The following is a 14827-nucleotide window of genomic DNA, read 5'->3' on the forward strand; positions in this document are numbered from 1 at the left end:
TTATGGCGGGGCGCTGCCCGCCACAAGCTGCAGGCCTCAGGCCAGCGCCAGAGCGCCTGCAAGTGCGCGGAACATCGCCTGACCATCGGTATTGCCCAGACGCGGATCCGCAGCGCGCTCGGGGTGCGGCATCATCCCGAGAACACGGCGATTTTCCGACAGAAGGCCTGCGATGTCTTCCGCCGCGCCATTGGGGTTGTCGGTATAGGTAAAGGCCACGCGGCCCTCGCCTTTCAGACGCGCCAGGGTCTCCGCATCGGCCTGGAAGTTGCCGTCGTGATGCGCGATCGGCAGAGCGATCTGCTGACCGACTTTATAGCCCGCCGTGAAGGCGCTTTCAGCGGTCACGGTCAGGCCAATGGTGCGGCAGATATATTTCAGACCGGTGTTGCGCATCAGCGCACCCGGCAGAAGGCCGCTCTCGGTCAGGATCTGAAACCCGTTGCAGATCCCCAGCACATAGCCGCCGCGCGCGGCATGGGCACGGACCGCATCCATGACCGGAGCGCGGGCAGCGATCGCGCCGCAGCGCAGGTAATCGCCATGGCTGAAGCCGCCCGGCACGCCCACGACATCGACGCCCTGGGGCAGCTCGCTGTCTTTGTGCCAGATGCGGGCGACCTCATAGCCGGCCTGCTCAAAGGCAGTGGCGAGATCACGGTCGCAGTTGGACCCCGGGAAGGTGATGACAGCGGCTTTCATGGCGGTCTCCGGTCGCATGGTGTGCTTGGCGCCTCCTTATACCGACAAAACGCCCGCCGCCAGCCCCGGACCGCCGAAAGCAGAAGGCTTGTGCGACAATAGGCGGAGGAGGCAGGGATTTGCATGAGGGGCCCTTTCCGCTAAAGACAGGGCCAGCAAGGAGGCCTCATGGCTGATATTCTGTTTTGGGTGATCACCCTCGCCCTCGCTTTTGCCGTTATCGGACTGATGCTTGCCGCCGCAGCGCGCGGGCGCGAGGGGGCGGTTGACACCTCTGCCGATCTGAAAGTTTACAAAGACCAGCTTCGTGATGTCGCCCGCGACCTTGAGCGCGGGCTGATCGCCGAAGAAGAGGCGGCACGGCTGCGCACCGAGATCGGCCGGCGCATCCTCACCGCCGATACCACGCAGCGGGCCGCCGATGCGACGGGCCCGCGCGGCCCCTCGCAGCTGGTCACGCTGCTGAGCATCCTGCCGGTGATCCTGGTGGCGGGCTACGGCGTCTATTACATGAAGGGCCATCCCGCGCTTGGCGATCAGCCCATGGCGCAGCGCCTGGCGGCTGCCGCGGATCTGCGCGCCGCCCGCCCGTCGCAGGCCGAGGCCGAGGCCGCCGCTGCCGCCGCCCGTGGCCCCCTGCCCGCGCCCGCGGATCAGCGCCACGCCGATCTGGTGGAGCAGCTGCGCAAAGCCGTGGCCGAGCGCCCGGAGGATCTCGACGGCCAGCGCCTGCTGGCCCGCAATGAGGCGCTGCTGGGCAATATCGCCGCCGCCGCCGCCGCCCAGGGCCGGGTCAATGCGCTGCTGGGTGAGAAGGCCGGCATCGCCGATCTGGAAGCTCAGGCCGATATGATGATCATGGCCGCAGGCGGTCGCGTGACCCCTGAGGCCGAAGAGGTGCTGACGCGCCTTCTGGCGCTGGACCGCAGCAATGGCCTTGCGCGCTATTACTCGGGCCTCTCGCTGGCCGAGACCGGGCGCTATGATCTGGCCTTCCGCTTCTGGGCACCGCTCTGGACCGACAGCCGCGAGAGTGACCCCTGGGTCCCCGTCCTGCAAAGCCAGCTGCCCGATCTGGCCTGGGCGGCCGGTCAGCACCGCTATGAGATGGCCCCGCTGACTGCCGGAACCCGTGGCCCGGATGCCGCCGCCGTGGAAGCCGCCGCCGAAATGACACCGGAGGCACGGACCGAGATGGTGCGCTCGATGGTCGAGGGTCTGATGACCCGCCTCGGCTCTGAGGGCGGCAGCTCTGAGGAATGGGCGCAGCTCATCCGCTCGCTTGGGATCCTCGGCGATGCCGAACGTGGCCGGGCGATCCTTCTTGAAGCGCGGGAGCGTTTCGTGGCACGTCCCGATGATCTGGCGCGGATCAACGCCGCCGGAAAAGCGGCGGGATTTGAATGAGCGGCTACGACGATCTGAGTGAATTTGCAGCCGTGCTGCCCCGGTTCGGGGCCGTTGCGGGCCTTGATCTGGGCACCAAAACCATCGGTTTTGCCGTCTCTGACAGCTTCCGCTCGGTTGCCACGCCGATCACCACCATCCGGCGCAGCAAATTCACCGAAGACGTCGCGCAGCTGCTGAAGCTCTGCACCGAGCGTCAGATTGCCGGGCTGGTCATCGGCCTGCCGCGCAATATGGACGGCTCTGAAGGCCCGCGCGCGCAGTCGACGCGGGCTTTCGTGCGCAACCTTGCCAGGCTCTCGCCGCTGCCCGTGGCCTATTGGGATGAAAGGCTGAGCACCGTCGCCGCCGAGCGCGCGCTGCTGGAGGCCGATACCTCGCGCAAAAAACGCGCCGAGGTCATCGATCAGGTCGCCGCGGGCTATATCCTGCAGGGCGCGCTGGACCGGCTGACCCATCTGGCGCGCGACTGAACGCCGTGGAAAGCCCCTGCACCAATATCTGCACTCTGCGCGATGACGGGCTTTGCGCGGGCTGCTGGCGCAGCCTTGATGAGATTGTGGCCTGGTCGGCGCTGACCTCCGCAGAGCGCCTGGGGATCATGGCCGAACTCGCCGCCCGGGCCGCCGCTGCCACTGATGAAGCTGTGATTTCCAATTTCCCGTCCGCGGGCTAACCTTCCCACTGCGGGCCGCGCCTGTCGCTTCGGCCCGCAATTCTTCGGCCCGCAGTGCTTCGGCCCGCAGTGATGGAGGCTCCCTTGTATCCCCGGCTCCGGCATTTCCGGCTTTTGCTGATTGTGGCCACCCTCAGCGGCTGCACGGCCAGCGTCGCCTATGACCCCTTTCCGACGCACAGCCATTGCCATCCGGGCGACCGGCGCTGTCATGGCGTGCGGCCTGTGCCGCATCCGGGCCATCCCGCCCGTCCGCCCGCCCATGTGCAGGTCTGGCACCAGCCCGGCCCCTCCGGCAGGCCGGCCGCGCACCGGCAGCCAGGGCATCATCCCGCGCAGAGGCCAAGGGATGCGCAGCTCTGGCACCCCACAGGATCCGCAGCCCTGCCCTCACACCCGGGGCCGCGTGGTGACGCGGGCCATGGCTACACAGGCAGTCGCGCCCCCGGCTATGGCTGGGGTGGTCCGCCGCGCCCGGGTATTTGATCCCCCGCAGCACCTCTGCGGATGAGCCGGAGGCCGGACAGCAAAACGCCGCCACAGATCCCTGCGGCGGCGTTTTTTTGTTGCTTAGTGATCAGGCCAGCGGCTGTGCGCGCTCCACCAGACGGGCGAAGAAGCTGGCACCGATGGGGGCGGCTTCATCGTTGAAGTCATAGGCCGGGTGATGCAGGCCCGGGCCTTTGCCGGTGCCCATAAAGAGATAAGCGCCAGGACGGGCTTCGAGCATATAGCTGAAATCCTCGGCACCCATTTCGCGGGTCACGCGGGCGTCGACCAGATCGGCGCCGGAGATTTCGCGGGCCACTTCCGCTGCGAAATCAGCCTTGGCGGCATCATTCACGGTGGGCGGATAGCCGCGCTCATAGGTCAGATCGATGCGGCAGCCATAGGCGGCGGCATGGCCTTCGATAATGGCGCGGATGCGGGCCTCGGCCATATCGCGGATCTCAGGGCTGAAGCTGCGGATGGTGGCGGTCATCATCGCGGTTTCGGGGATGATATTGGTGGCCGTGCCGCCATGGATCTGGGTGACCGAGATCACCAGGCTGTCGTTCGGATCGGTGTTGCGCGACACGATGGTCTGCAGCGCCATTGCGATGCCGGTCACCGCGATCAGCGGATCGACCAGCTCATGCGGGTTGGCGGCATGGCCGCCTTTGCCCGAGACGGTCAGATAAAGCGTATCCACCGCCGCCATCAGCGGCCCCGGCGTGGTCACAAACTGCCCGAGCGGGCGGTTCGGCGCATTATGGATGCCGTAGACCTGGGCGATATTGAAGCGGTCCATGACCCCTTCTTTCACCATGACCTCACCGCCGCCGCCCTCTTCTTCGGCAGGCTGGAACATCAGCACGACTTTGCCGGCAAAGCGGCGGGTTTCGCTGAGGTATTTTGCCGCACCAAGCAGCATGGTCACATGGCCGTCATGGCCACAGGAATGCGCGCGCCCCTCAACGGTGGAAGCATGCTCTGCGCCGCTGGTCTCAATGATCGGCAGCGCGTCCATATCGGCGCGCAGCCCGATGACGGGCCCGGGTCCTGCGCCATTAATGACCGCCACGATGCCGGTCTTTGCGATGCCGGTGTGGATCTCATCGACGCCGATCTCACGCAGACGGGCTTCAATAAAAGCGGCGGTTTCAAAGCAGTCGAACTCCAGCTCAGGATGAGCGTGAAGGTGGCGGCGCCAGCCTTTCATCTCGTCGGCAAAGGCGGCAATCCGGTTCAAGACGGGCATGCGATAGACTCCTGGGGCCGTTCAGCGATATTCGGCACTGACCGTATTAGCTGAGGCCCCGTCCATGCAAAACCCCGCAGAGTCGCAACTCATCCATGACCGCAGCGCCGGAGTGGCCCGGCTTCTCGCCATTATGGAGGCTTTGCGCCACCCGGTTCATGGCTGTCCCTGGGATGTGAAACAGAGCTTCACCTCGATCACGCCCTATACGATTGAGGAGGCCTATGAGGTGGTGGATGCCATCACCCGTGAGGCCTGGGAGGAGCTGCCGGGGGAGCTGGGGGATCTGCTGCTGCAGGTGGTCTTTTACGCCCGCATGGCCGAAGAGGCCGGGCGGTTTGATTTTGATGGGGTTGTGCAGTCGGTCTGCGACAAGATGGTGGCGCGTCATCCGCATGTCTTTGGCGATCAGTCGAACGAAAAGACCCCCGAGCAGCAGAAGATCGACTGGGAGACGCTGAAAGCCGCCGAGCGCGGCGGGGCGCGGGTTCTCGATGGGGTGGCCCTGGGGCTGCCGGCGCTGACGCGGGCGGTGAAGCTGCAAAACCGCGCGGCGCGGGTGGGCTTTGACTGGCCCGAGACGGTGCAGGTGCTGGACAAACTGCTGGAGGAGAGCCGCGAGCTGGTCGAGGCGAAAGACAGCCTTGGGCCGGAAGAGCTGCGCGAGGAATTCGGCGATCTGATGTTTGTCATGGCCAATCTGGCGCGGCATCTGAAAATCGACCCCGAAGCGGCGCTGCGCGGGGCCAATGAGAAATTCATCCGTCGGTTCACGCATATTGAGGATGTTCTTCAGGCGGAGGGCCGGAGCCCGGCTGAGAGCGATCTGGCGGAGATGGACCGGCTTTGGGATGAGGCCAAGGGGCTTGATAAGGCGGGACGGCTGGCGGGCGGGCGCGCCGTCAGGGCGGTCAGAGAAGAGTGAGTATTTAAGAAAAGCCAAAGACAGGCACGGGCGGCGCGGTGAAGGTGGCGGCGGCGCTTTTTGCTTGCGGGTTATTCGGAACAAAGGCAGACCATAGCGATGAGCAAGTCATCCCCTACCTTCTCCTGCGCCTCCTGTGGTGCGGTCTATCGCAAATGGGCCGGGCGCTGCGACGGCTGCGGCGAGTGGAATACCATCTCAGAGCAGGCGCCTTTGTCGAAGGGCCCGGGCTCTAAGACGCTGTCGCATCGTGGCAAGACCATCCCCCTGACCGATCTGGCGCATGAAGAGGCGCCGCCGCCGCGCATCTCCAGTGGCATGGATGAGTTTGACCGGGTGCTGGGCGGCGGCCTCGTTCCGGCATCTGCCATTCTGGTCGGTGGCGATCCGGGGATCGGCAAATCAACGCTGCTGCTGCAGGCGGCGGCGAGTTTCGCGCGGCAGGGTGCGAAGGTGCTTTATATCTCGGGCGAGGAGGCCTCGGCCCAGGTGCGGCTGCGCGCGCAGCGGCTGGGGCTGGGGGAGGCGCCGGTGAAGCTGGGGACCGAGACCGCGCTTCGGGATATTCTGACGACGCTGGATGAAGAAGCGCCGGATCTGGCGATCATCGATTCGATCCAGACCATGTGGCTTGATACCGTTGAGGCAGCACCGGGATCGGTCAGCCAGGTGCGGGCGGCGGCGCATGAGCTGGTGACCTTTGCCAAGCGCAAAGGTGTCTCGGTGATTATCGTCGGTCACGTGACCAAAGAGGGTCAGATCGCGGGGCCGCGGGTCGTTGAGCATATGGTCGATACGGTGATTTATTTTGAGGGCGAGCGCGGGCATCAGTTCCGCATTCTGCGCTCGGTGAAGAACCGCTTTGGGCCTGCGGCGGAGATCGGGGTCTTTGAGATGACGGGTCAGGGGCTGGCGGAGGTCTCGAACCCCTCGGCGCTGTTTTTGTCGTCGCGCGATGCGCCGGCCCCGGGCTCGGTGGTTTTTGCCGGGATTGAGGGGACGCGGCCGGTTCTGACCGAGATCCAGGCCCTGGTCTCGCCCGCGCCGCCGGGCTCGCCGCGGCGCACGGTGGTGGGGCTTGATTCGGGGCGGCTGTCGACCATTCTGGCGGTGCTGGAGGCGCGTTGCGGCATTCCCTTTACCGGGCTTGATGTTTACCTCAACGTCGCGGGGGGCATGCGCATCTCGGAGCCTGCGGCGGATCTGGCGGTGGCAGCGGCGCTTTTGTCGGCGCGCGAAGATGTGTCCATTCCGCCAGACATGGTGTTTTTCGGCGAGATTTCCCTCTCCGGGGCGCTGCGGCCGGTGTCGCAGACGGAAAATCGGTTGAAAGAAGCGCAGAAACTTGGTTTTTCACAGGCTGTCGTGCCGTCACGCTCCCGTCTTGGGGATGCGGAGGGGATGCAGATCAAGACGATGACCGATCTGATTTCGGTTGTCGGGGACATGTTCGGCGCGGGATAAACCCGGTCGGGGGCGCGAAAAGCGCCTGCAGGAGATGAATGATGGATGGTTTCACCCTGATTGACGCGATCGTGGCTGCGGTCATCGTCCTGTCGGCGATCCTTGCCTATTCGCGCGGTCTGGTGCGCGAGGCTCTGGCCATTGCGGGCTGGGTCGTGGCGGCGATCCTGGCCTTTATGTTCGCCCGCCAGGCCGAACCGCTGATCCGTGAGATCCCCATGGTGGGGGATTTTCTGCGTGACAGCTGCGAATTGTCGACCATCGGCGGATTTGCCGCAGTCTTTGCCGTCGGGCTGATTGTGATGGCGCTTTTCACGCCGCTTTTCTCGTCGATCGTGCAGCGCTCGGTGCTGGGGGGGATCGACCAGGGGCTGGGATTCCTGTTTGGCGTGCTGCGTGGCGTGCTGCTGATTGCGGTGGCCTTTATCGTTTATGACCGCGCGGCCGGTGGTGAGGCGATTGCCATGGTCGATCAGTCGCGCTCGGCCCATGTCTTTGCGAGCCTGAAGACCTCGCTGGAGAGCAATATCCCGGCGGATGCGCCTGGCTGGGTTGTCAGCCGCTATGAATCGCTGGTCGGCCACTGCAGCGCACCGGCTTCGGGGACGCCTGCGGCACAACCTTCAGGCAACTGAGACAATCTTGCCTTCGTGACGTGACACTGCCGTAACAAGGCGTTAAGGAGGCTCCGAACCGAGACCGGATTCGGAGCCTTCCTATGAATATCCTCCCAGGAACCCCCTTCGACTGCGCCCTTGATGGCGACAAGCTGAAGGAAGAATGCGGTATCTTCGGGGTGACAGGCGTCCATGACGCTTCGAACTTCGTCGCTCTTGGCCTGCATGCGCTGCAGCACCGGGGGCAGGAAGCAGGCGGCATCGTCAGCCACGATCCGATCCAGGGCTTTAATTCTGCCCGCCGCTTTGGCTATGTTCGCGATAACTTTACCCGCGCCGATGTGATGAAGGGCCTGCCTGGTCCGATCGCCATCGGCCATGTGCGCTACTCGACGGCGGGCACCAAGGGGGCCACCGCGATCCGCGATGTGCAGCCCTTCTTTGGTGAGTTCTCGATGGGCGGCTGTGCTGTGGCCCATAACGGCAACCTCACCAATGCCGCAGCGCTGCGCCGCGAACTGATTGAGCGCGGCTCGATCTTCCAGAGCTCGTCGGATTCTGAGTGCATCATTCACCTGATGGCGCGCTCGATCCAGACCACCCTGGCGGAGCGTCTGAAAGATGCGCTGCGCCGTGTGGAAGGTGCTTTCTCGGTCATCGCCATGACCCGCACCAAGCTGATCGGTGTGCGCGATCCGATGGGCGTGCGCCCGCTGGTTCTGGGCCGCATCGGTGAGGGCTGGGCACTCTCGTCGGAGACCTGTGGTCTCGACATCATCGGGGCCGAATTCGTGCGCGAAATCGATCCCGGTGAAATGGTCATCATTGAGAACGGCCATATCAAATCGCACCGCCCCTTTGCGCCCGCCCCCTCGCGGTTCTGCATCTTTGAGCATGTGTATTTCTCGCGCCCGGACAGCAGCTACGGCGGCCGTTCGGTCTATGAGGTGCGCCGCAACATCGGGATTGAGCTGGCCAAAGAAGCCCCGGTCGAGGCCGATCTGGTCTGCCCGGTTCCCGACAGTGGCACCCCGGCGGCGATTGGCTTTTCGCAGCAGTCGGGCATTCCCTTCGCGCTTGGGATCACCCGCAACCAATATGTCGGCCGGACCTTCATTGAGCCGACCGAGCAGATCCGCAACATGGGTGTGCGTCTGAAGCTCAACGTCAACCGCTCGCTTATCAAGGGCAAGCGCGTGGTGCTGGTCGACGACTCGGTGGTGCGCGGCACGACCTCGCGCAAGATCAAGGATATGATCCTTGATGCAGGCGCGGCGGAAGTCCACTTCCGCATCGCTTCGCCCCCCACCGCCTGGCCCTGCTTTTACGGGGTGGATACGCCCGAGCGCTCCAAGCTGCTGGCGGCCACCATGTCGGAAGATGAGATGCGCGACTGGATCGGTGTGGACAGCCTGCGCTTTATCTCGCTCGACGGTCTCTACCGCGCGGCGGGTGAGCCGGATGGCCGCAACCCGGATGCACCGCGCTACTGCGATGCCTGCTTCTCGGGCGAATACCCGATCCCTCCGGCTGACAAGCTGAAAGAGGGCTTTGAGATGAAAGAGCCTGCAGAATAAACTGCGGCAGGAATCAAAGGCCGCCCCGTGCGGCCTTTTTCTTTTTCAACGACAGCGGGGTGCGGAGCAGCGCCCCGGGCTTGCTTTCAGACAGGATGCGCCGCTGATGACCTCCGCTTCTGCCAAAATCGCTCTCGTAACCGGTGCTTCGCGCGGCCTTGGGGCTGCCATGGCCGAAGGGCTTGCCGCCCGTGGCTGGCAGGTGATTGCCGTGGCCCGCACTGTTGGTGGCCTGGAAGAGGTGGACGACCGTCTGCGCGCCCTCGCCCTGCCCGGTGCCGGCGCGCTGACCCTGGCGCCGATGGACATCACCAATGATGATGCGATGCGCCATCTCTGCCGCTCGGTTCATGACCGCTGGGGGCGGCTGGATCTTTGGGTGCACAGCGCGGTTCATGCCGCACCGCTGAGCCCGGCGGGCCATCTGGACCACAAAGACTGGGACAAATCGGTCAGCATCAATATCCGCGCCACCGGCATGCTGATCCCGATGGTTGAGCCGCTGTTGCGCGCCTCCCCGACCGGCACTGCGATGTTCTTTGAGGATCCGCGCGCGGGCGCGAAATTCTTCTCTGCCTATGGCGCTTCCAAAGCCGCGCAGATCGCTTTGGCGCGGTCCTGGCAGGCCGAGACCGTCACCACCGCCCCGCGCGTTCTGATTGAGACCCCGGCACCGCTGGCGACGGCGACCCGGGCGCGGTTTTTCCCCGGCGAAGACCGCGCGCCCCTCGCGCAGCCCCGCGATGAGGCTGAGCGGCTTATCTCTTTGATCTGAAACCGCAGATTTCTGCAGATTGCCCCTTGCCAGGGGCAATCCTGAGGCGCTAAAACCCCCTCAGCGCGGGTATGATGTAATGGTAGCCTGTCAGCTTCCCAAGCTGAACGCGCGGGTTCGATTCCCGCTACCCGCTCCAGTGAACTTCATCACTGACCATAATTTTCAGCAAATTCAGTGATGACCCTGCGCCCCGCTCTGCATAGACGCGCGCAGGCAGGCTTATGTTGAAGCCCGCCGGGTGCCGCATGAGGTCTCTTCGGTCCGCAGCAAACGAGCGCCAGAGAGCGGGAGGCCAGGCGGCCTGACCCGGGGACCGCGCCAGAGATCGCTGTTTCCCCTGCCCGCACTTACTCCTCCCCTTGAAAGAGCGGCAGGGCAGCTGCGCGGGTTTATGCTACAGAGCCGAATGGAGTCAGCCCCGAGCCTCGGAGGCAGAACTGGCCCACCCGGACGACAGTCTGGCAGAGAGCTTCGTGCAGGATGATCCGCATCCCAGCTTTGCGACCTCTGTCGGCAGAGCGAAAATTTCGACCGGATCAGCCGGTTGCCAGATAAAGCTGCTGCGGAATTTACCGTCCGTTCCCGCGTATACCGATTTGACGATCCGGGTGGCCCTGGCCCTTCTCAAGCCACGGTGCGAGATGGCCCCGATCCTGAATTCTCAGCCGGACTTTCCTCTGGCCATATCCCCCGGGCCCCTGGCCATATCTGAACTTCTGTTCCGAGAAAGCGGCAGTAATTCAGGTGCTTACCGCACGACCCGCCCCCCTCTCCCATGGGAAAAACCCGCCTTTCCGGGCCATTTCCGGCCGGGACAGCAACTCACTGCGCCGCCATGAAAAAGCCCTGCGGCTGGCGCAGGGCTTTCGACAGTCCGGAGTGCTGGCTTACACCTCGGGAAGGCTCTCCGCTTTGAACCCCGGCCCGGGCTGCACCTCAACACCGGATTTGGACATCCGCACCTCGGCACCCGCCGCCAGCAGCGCGGATTTCAGGGCATCCACGGCGCTGAAGTCTTTGCTCGCCATGGCCTCTGCCCGCAGGGCGACAAGGCGGTCGGCATAGACGGTCAGATCTGCGCCACCCGTCACCCAGGCGCCCATCTGGTCTTCCAGCAAACCCAGCAGGCGGGCGGATTTGATCAGCACCGCGATGTAAGGCCCCTTCTTTTCGGCCGCCTCCGCATAAAGCTGGTGGAGTTCGGCAAGGGCCGCCGCCGTGTTCAGATCGTCGCCGAGCGCCTGGACCACCCCGGCATGCGCCTCAGCGCTGTCCAGATCGGCCGGGTTCACCTGATCCGCGAGCCCGCGCCATTTGCGCAGCACGCCCTCGGCCTCACGGGCCTTGGTGTCGGTCCAGTCCATCGGGCGGGTGTAATGCGTCATCAGATAGACAAAGCGGATCACCTCACCGGCGAAGCCCTGATCCAGCAGATCGCGCACGGTGAAGAAATTGCCAAGGGATTTGGACATCTTTTTGCCCTCCACCATCAGCATTTCATTATGGACCCAATAGCGCGCGAAGCTGCCCTCGGGATGGGCGCAGCAGCTTTGTGCCAGCTCATTTTCATGATGCGGGAACTGCAGATCGATGCCTCCGCCGTGGATATCAAAGCTCGCCCCGAAGAGCGCATGGCTCATGGCGGAGCATTCGATATGCCAGCCCGGACGACCATGGCCCCAGGGGCTGTCCCAGCCGGGCAGCTCCGCATCCGAGGGTTTCCAGAGCACGAAATCCATCGGATCGCGCTTATAGGGTGCCACTTCGACCCGGGCACCGGCGATCATATCATCAACCGAGCGCCCCGAGAGTTTGCCGTAATCCGGGAAAGAGCGCACATCAAAAAGCACATGGCCTTGCGCCACATAGGCATGCCCGCGTGAGATCAGCGCCTCATTCATCGCGACCATCTCGCCGATATAGGCGGTGGCACGCGGCATGTGGTCGGGCTCCAGATTGCCCAGAGCGCCCATATCATCGAGATACCACTGCGTGGTCTCGGCGGTGATCTCTGAAATCGGGCGGCCGCTTTCCAATGAGCGCGCGTTGATCTTATCATCGACATCGGTGAAATTGCGCGCATAGCTGACATGCGCCTGGCCATAGATCTGCCGCAGCAGCCGATAGAGCACGTCAAAGACGATCACATTGCGCGCATTGCCGATATGGGCGCGGTCATAGACGGTCGGCCCACAGAGATAGATGCGCACATTGCTCGGGTCGAGGGGGATAAACTCCTCAACTTTACGGGTCAGGGTGTTGCGCAGTCTGAGGGCTGTCATCGTCCGGTCTCCGGTCTCAGGGGGCTCTGCCGCCCGCCGTTCTCTCGGGGGCCGCACTAGCAGGTCCGGAGGCTTTTGGGAACCGCCTCAGAGGGCGGCCCCCATATCGATCTTTGAGCCGTCACTGAAGCGGCCAAAGCGGAAGCGCGACATGTCATGGCCCGCAGCCCCGCCCGTGGCCATATCCGCAAGGATGCGGCCAAAGCCCGGGCCAATGCCAAAGCCATGCCCCGCCATGCCGGTCGCAAGGATCACGCCCCCAAGGCCCGGCACATGATCCACGATCGGCACCACATCGGGCATGGTGTCGATCATCCCCGCCCAGGTGGTGCGGAACTGCAGATCCCGCGCCGCCGGAAAGGCGCGGATCAGCGCCTCTTTCGCGCGCCCGAGCGTGCGCAGGTTCGGGCGCGGGTTCAGAATGCGCATCCGCTCAAAGGGGCTTTCCCCGGTCCAGCGGCGGTTGGTTGACCAGGCATCGGGAAAGCCTTTCGGGGCGAAAACCCCGAAATGGGTGGATTTGAAATCCTGCTTCAGGGTCGGCAGGAAGGGAAAGAAGCTCGCAAAAGCATCGGGGCCGATGAAGAAATCATGCTCCGATCCCGGGGCCAGCGTCAGCCCGCCATCCTTGCGGGTACGGAAGGCATAGTCCCCATCCGAATAGCCCCCCGGAAAAAGCGACGGCACCGGGGTGGTGGCCGCGACCGACGACAGCACGGAAAGCTGCGGAAATTTCACCCCATGCTGGCCAAGGAACAGCCGCGACCAGGCCCCGGCGGCGACCAGAACCTGCCCGGCGCGGATCCGCCCGGCCTCGGTCTCAACCCCCGTCACCACGCCGCCCGTCAGATCAAGGGCGCGCACCGCGCAATGCTCGCGGATCACCACGCCAAGCGCGCGCGCAAGCTCTGCCAGCAGCGGCACCGCCACCCAGGGCTCTGCCCGCCCGTCCGAGGGCGTGGTCAGACCGCCTGCGTAATCGACCGCAGCGCCAGGGGTCAGGCTTTGCATCTCAGCTTTCGACACCATGCGGCTGTCGACACCAAAGAGCTTTGCCTGATCCAGCCAGCGCTCATAACGCGCCATCGCGGCCTCAGATCGCGCGGCCTTCAGAATGCCGGTGATGCGAAAGCCCAGGTGATCACCGCCGATCTCCTGATCAAAGGCGCGCCAGTGGCGGTTGGCCTCCATGACGATCGGCAATTCGCCAAGATCGCGGCCCTGCTGGCGGATCCAGCCCCAGTTGCGCGAGGACTGCTCGCCCGCCACCAGACCCTTTTCGCAAAGCACCACCTTCAGCCCCTTGCGGGCGGCAAAGATCGCCGTGCTGACGCCGATCACCCCGCCGCCGAGGATCACCAGATCGCAGGCCTCGGGGAGATCATCGCGAAAGCGCAGCGGCGTGGTCTCTGCAAAGGGGAAGGCTGTCACTTCTGCAGCTCCGCCAGCAGACGGTCCATAAAGGCCTCGCCGGCGGCGAACTGCTCCAGCGAGATCCACTCATCGGGCTGGTGCGCCTGGGCGATATCGCCCGGGCCGCAGACCACGGTGGAATAGCCGCCCGCCACCTGGAACTGCCCGCCCTCGGTGCCGTAGCTGACGACGTTTTTCGCGTTGTCGCCGGTCAGACGGCGGGTGATCTCTTCGGCAGCACCATTCACTTCGGGTGCGAGTGCGGGCACCAGGAACTGGGTGCTGCACTCAATATAAGCCTCGGGATGGATCTTCCGCATGCCTTCCGAGATCCGCTCGGCGGCGGCATAGACCGCATCGCGCCAGGCGTTCTGATCTTCGCCCGGCACGGCGCGGACGCCGATTTTGAAGATGCAGTCTTTGGCGGTGATATTATGGGCGGTGCCGCCCTCAATCACGCCGACATGCAGCGTGGTGTAATGCGGATCAAAGCCTTCCGCCAGCGGATTGACGGGCTTTGCGGCGTTCAGCTCATTTTGTTCATTGCACCACTGGATCAGCTTTGCCGCCTCATGGATCGCCGAGACGCCATAGGGCTGCAGCGAGGAATGCACCTCAAAGCCATGGACGTGAATATTGATGCCAAGGCCACCCTTATGCGCGGTGACCACCTTCATCATCGAAGGCTCGCCCACCACCACGGCGGCCGCTTTCGGCAAAGTGACCGAAGCCTCACGCGCAAGATCGGCGGCGGCGATACAGCCGATCTCTTCGTCATAAGAGAGCGCAATCTGGATCGGGCGCTTCAGCGGCAGATCTTTGCCCCGCACCAGCGCCGCCAGCGCCAGGGCATCAAAGCCCTTCATATCGCAGCAGCCGCGCCCAAAGAGTTTGCCGTCCTTCTCCGTCACCGTCCAGGGATCGGTGGTCCAGGCCTGACCATCCACCGGCACCACATCGGTATGACCCGAGAGCATCACGCCCCCCGCCACATCCGGCCCGACCGAGGCATAAAGATGCGCCTTGGTGCCACAGGGCGACATCAGGCGGGTCGCAGAGATCCCCTCTCCGGTCAGGTAGTCCTGCACCCAGTCGATCAGCGGCAGGTTGCTGTCGCGGCTGACGGTCGGGAAGGCCACAAGACGGTCAAGGATTTCGCGGGAGGTAAGAGGCATCAAAGTTCTCCGGGGGGGGGTTCGGTCTGCGCTCAGGCTGTCGCCGCCCTGCGCAAAGGTCAAGCACCCG

Annotated in this window: 13 protein-coding genes and 1 tRNA gene; 9 read left to right on the plus strand and 5 right to left on the minus strand. The window is 64.4% G+C overall.

Features of this window, described 5'->3' with window-relative positions:
- Window positions 1–36 precede the first annotated feature (36 nt).
- Window positions 37–702 carry a phosphoribosylformylglycinamidine synthase subunit PurQ gene (purQ, locus tag EG244_RS09025; RefSeq protein WP_124964683.1) on the minus strand — a complete coding sequence of 222 codons (666 nt, stop codon included), beginning with the start codon at window positions 700–702 and terminating at the stop codon, window positions 37–39.
- Between the two features lie 168 nt (window positions 703–870).
- Between purQ and ccmI the strand changes: the two genes are divergently transcribed.
- Genes ccmI through EG244_RS09040 form a run of 3 tightly spaced genes read left to right on the plus strand, consistent with a single transcriptional unit; the run spans window position 871 to window position 2785 of the window.
- Window positions 871–2109, plus strand: coding sequence for a c-type cytochrome biogenesis protein CcmI (gene ccmI, locus EG244_RS09030; RefSeq protein WP_124964684.1), 1239 nt, complete (start codon window positions 871–873; stop codon window positions 2107–2109).
- Complete coding sequence (gene ruvX / locus EG244_RS09035) at window positions 2106–2582, plus strand: Holliday junction resolvase RuvX (RefSeq protein WP_124964685.1); 477 nt, start codon at window positions 2106–2108, stop codon at window positions 2580–2582. The genes ccmI and ruvX overlap by 4 nt, the downstream gene beginning before the upstream one ends.
- Window positions 2583–2587: 5 nt before the next feature.
- Window positions 2588–2785 carry a DUF1289 domain-containing protein gene (locus EG244_RS09040; protein WP_233588957.1) on the plus strand — a complete coding sequence of 66 codons (198 nt, stop codon included), beginning with the start codon at window positions 2588–2590 and terminating at the stop codon, window positions 2783–2785.
- Between the two features lie 577 nt (window positions 2786–3362).
- Here EG244_RS09040 and EG244_RS09045 read toward each other — a convergent pair.
- Complete coding sequence (locus EG244_RS09045; protein ID WP_124964687.1) at window positions 3363–4526, minus strand: M20 aminoacylase family protein; 1164 nt, start codon at window positions 4524–4526, stop codon at window positions 3363–3365.
- A gap of 64 nt (window positions 4527–4590) precedes the next feature.
- Between EG244_RS09045 and mazG the strand changes: the two genes are divergently transcribed.
- The 6 genes from mazG to EG244_RS09075 all read left to right on the plus strand — a co-directional run bounded on the left by mazG (window position 4591) and on the right by EG244_RS09075 (window position 10023).
- On the plus strand, window positions 4591–5451 hold the full coding sequence (mazG, locus tag EG244_RS09050) for a nucleoside triphosphate pyrophosphohydrolase (RefSeq protein ID WP_124964688.1): 861 nt from the start codon (window positions 4591–4593) through the stop codon (window positions 5449–5451).
- 99 nt (window positions 5452–5550) lie between these two features.
- On the plus strand, window positions 5551–6915 hold the full coding sequence (radA, locus tag EG244_RS09055) for a DNA repair protein RadA (RefSeq protein WP_124964689.1): 1365 nt from the start codon (window positions 5551–5553) through the stop codon (window positions 6913–6915).
- Between the two features lie 41 nt (window positions 6916–6956).
- Window positions 6957–7550 carry a CvpA family protein gene (locus EG244_RS09060; RefSeq protein ID WP_124964690.1) on the plus strand — a complete coding sequence of 198 codons (594 nt, stop codon included), beginning with the start codon at window positions 6957–6959 and terminating at the stop codon, window positions 7548–7550.
- Window positions 7551–7633: 83 nt separating this feature from the next.
- Window positions 7634–9109: an amidophosphoribosyltransferase gene (gene purF, locus EG244_RS09065; protein WP_124964691.1), complete on the plus strand. Its 1476-nt coding sequence runs from the start codon at window positions 7634–7636 to the stop codon at window positions 9107–9109.
- Window positions 9110–9212: 103 nt separating this feature from the next.
- Window positions 9213–9884 carry an SDR family oxidoreductase gene (locus EG244_RS09070; protein ID WP_199737912.1) on the plus strand — a complete coding sequence of 224 codons (672 nt, stop codon included), beginning with the start codon at window positions 9213–9215 and terminating at the stop codon, window positions 9882–9884.
- A 65-nt stretch (window positions 9885–9949) separates the two neighbouring features.
- Window positions 9950–10023, plus strand: a tRNA-Gly gene (locus EG244_RS09075).
- Between the two features lie 751 nt (window positions 10024–10774).
- Here the strand turns inward: EG244_RS09075 and cysS are convergent.
- The 3 genes from cysS to argE form a co-directional block, all read right to left on the minus strand.
- Window positions 10775–12169, minus strand: coding sequence for a cysteine--tRNA ligase (gene cysS, locus EG244_RS09080; RefSeq protein ID WP_124964693.1), 1395 nt, complete (start codon window positions 12167–12169; stop codon window positions 10775–10777).
- An 87-nt stretch (window positions 12170–12256) separates the two neighbouring features.
- A complete protein-coding gene (locus EG244_RS09085) occupies window positions 12257–13600 on the minus strand; it encodes an NAD(P)/FAD-dependent oxidoreductase (protein WP_124964694.1) in 1344 nt (447 codons plus the stop codon).
- Window positions 13597–14757 carry an acetylornithine deacetylase gene (argE, locus tag EG244_RS09090; protein WP_124964695.1) on the minus strand — a complete coding sequence of 387 codons (1161 nt, stop codon included), beginning with the start codon at window positions 14755–14757 and terminating at the stop codon, window positions 13597–13599. The genes EG244_RS09085 and argE overlap by 4 nt, the downstream gene beginning before the upstream one ends.
- Between the last annotated feature and the right edge of the window lie 70 nt (window positions 14758–14827).

Source organism: Falsigemmobacter faecalis, assembly GCF_003863335.1.
GTDB classification, from domain to species: Bacteria; Pseudomonadota; Alphaproteobacteria; order Rhodobacterales; family Rhodobacteraceae; genus Wagnerdoeblera; species Wagnerdoeblera faecalis.

Bases quoted from the DNA above. Each gene is read 5' to 3' on its own strand.
- EG244_RS09045 (WP_124964687.1), bottom strand. From the start codon at position 4,526: ATGCCCGTCTTGAACCGGATTGCCGCCTTTGCCGACGAGATGAAAGGC.
- EG244_RS09060 (WP_124964690.1), top strand. From the start codon at position 6,957: ATGGATGGTTTCACCCTGATTGACGCGATCGTGGCTGCGGTCATCGTC.
- ruvX (WP_124964685.1), top strand. From the start codon at position 2,106: ATGAGCGGCTACGACGATCTGAGTGAATTTGCAGCCGTGCTGCCCCGG.
- cysS (WP_124964693.1), bottom strand. From the start codon at position 12,169: ATGACAGCCCTCAGACTGCGCAACACCCTGACCCGTAAAGTTGAGGAG.
- argE (WP_124964695.1), bottom strand. From the start codon at position 14,757: ATGCCTCTTACCTCCCGCGAAATCCTTGACCGTCTTGTGGCCTTCCCG.
- ccmI (WP_124964684.1), top strand. From the start codon at position 871: ATGGCTGATATTCTGTTTTGGGTGATCACCCTCGCCCTCGCTTTTGCC.
- purF (WP_124964691.1), top strand. From the start codon at position 7,634: ATGAATATCCTCCCAGGAACCCCCTTCGACTGCGCCCTTGATGGCGAC.
- purQ (WP_124964683.1), bottom strand. From the start codon at position 702: ATGAAAGCCGCTGTCATCACCTTCCCGGGGTCCAACTGCGACCGTGAT.
- mazG (WP_124964688.1), top strand. From the start codon at position 4,591: ATGCAAAACCCCGCAGAGTCGCAACTCATCCATGACCGCAGCGCCGGA.
- radA (WP_124964689.1), top strand. From the start codon at position 5,551: ATGAGCAAGTCATCCCCTACCTTCTCCTGCGCCTCCTGTGGTGCGGTC.